This is a genomic window from Micromonospora sp. U56, from assembly GCF_018070095.1.
Taxonomy (GTDB): Bacteria; Actinomycetota; Actinomycetes; order Mycobacteriales; family Micromonosporaceae; genus Micromonospora; species Micromonospora purpureochromogenes.
Map to the genome: position 1 here is coordinate 1 of NZ_JAGPYL010000242.1, position 1,588 is coordinate 1,588.

Consider the following 1,588-nt stretch of genomic DNA (forward strand, 5'->3'; position numbering starts at 1 on the left):
GCGCCGGCGGTGTCCGGTGCAGCGGTCAGGCCAGCACCTCGGCCAGCGCCAGGGTCGGCATGCCGTGCGCCTCGGCGACCGGGCCGTAGACGACCTGGCCGTCGTGGGTGTTCAGGCCCAGCGCCAGCGCCGGGTCGCGGCGCAGCGCCTCGCGCCAGCCCTGGTTGGCCAGCTCCAGCGCGTACGGCAGGGTGACGTTGGTCAGCGCGTAGGTGCTGGTGTTCGGCACCGCGCCGGGCATGTTCGCCACGCAGTAGAAGATCGACTCGTGCACCTTGTAGACCGGGTCGGCGTGCGTGGTGGGACGCGAGTCCTCGAAGCAGCCGCCCTGGTCGATGGCGATGTCGACGAGCACGCTGCCCGGCTTCATCCGGGAGACCAGCTCGTTGGAGATCAGCTTCGGGGCCTTCGCACCCGGGACGAGAACCGCGCCGATGACCAGGTCCGCGTCGACCACGGCCCGCTCGATCTCGTACGCGTTGGAGGCGACGGTCTGCAGGTGGCCCCGGTAGATGGCGTCGGCCTGGCGCAGCCGGGCGACGTTCTTGTCCAGCAGCAGCACCTCGGACTGCAGGCCCAGGGCGATCGCCGCGGCGTTCAGGCCGGAGACACCGGCGCCGATGACCACGGTCTTGGCCGCGTACACGCCGGAGACGCCGCCGGGGAGCACGCCCCGGCCACCGCCGGTGCGCATCATGTAGAAGGCGCCCACCTGCGGGGCGAGCCGGCCGGCCACCTCGGACATCGGGGCGAGCAGCGGCAGCGACCGGTCGGGCATCTCGACGGTCTCGTACGCGATGCCGGTGACCTTGCGGTCGACCAGCGCGTCGGTGCACTCCTTGGAGGCGGCCAGGTGCAGGTAGGTGAAGAGCACCTGCCCCTCGTGCATGCGGTGGTACTCCTCCGCGATCGGCTCCTTGACCTTGAGCACCAGCTCCGCGGTGTCCCACACCTCGTCGGCGGTGCCCAGGATCTTGGCGCCGGCCGCGGCGAACTCGTCGTCGCTGATGGTCGACCCGACACCGGCGCCGGACTCGACGAAGACCTCGTGCCCGTGGCGGGTGAACTCGTTGACGCCCGCCGGCGTGATCGCCACGCGGTACTCGTGGTTCTTGACCTCGCGTGGGATTCCGACCTTCACGATGCAGACACCTCTCTTCGGGGCAGCTCACCCCCGACTGCTCGGCCCCGCGCCGGCCCCATTGCCGGCGCGGTCGACCGGTCCCGCCGGCGGCAGTCTAGGCGCGGGAGCACCCTCCGGGGCCCAGCACAGTGACATCCGGTGCCCGATCCGCCTGACGATGTGTCAGGCGTGCGGGCCCGCTCCCCCGCTCGGCGTTCGCCCTCATCGTCGCACCGCGCGACGGCTACCGCCGGGCGGAACCCGCAGGCGACACGCCGGGTGTCCGCGCCGCCGCGCTCGGTGCCCGCCGGTCCCCGCCCGGGCACCCGGGACACCGGTCACCCCCGGACCGGACGAGAGCGGCAGGCGGGGGCGGTGGCGCGGTAGGGGGGGGGGGGGGGCCCCGCGGGGCCGCGGGGGGGGTCGCGGGCGCGGGGGCGCGGGGGGGGCGGGCGGGGCGGCGGC

At 74.1% G+C, this 1,588-nt stretch carries 1 protein-coding gene; it reads right to left on the minus strand.

Features of this window, described 5'->3' with window-relative positions; translation table 11 throughout:
• Nucleotides 1-25: 25 nt before the first annotated feature.
• A complete protein-coding gene (gene ald, locus KBX37_RS33750; protein WP_210779870.1) occupies nucleotides 26-1,141 on the minus strand; it encodes an alanine dehydrogenase in 1,116 nt (371 codons plus the stop codon).
• Between the last annotated feature and the right edge of the window lie 447 nt (nucleotides 1,142-1,588).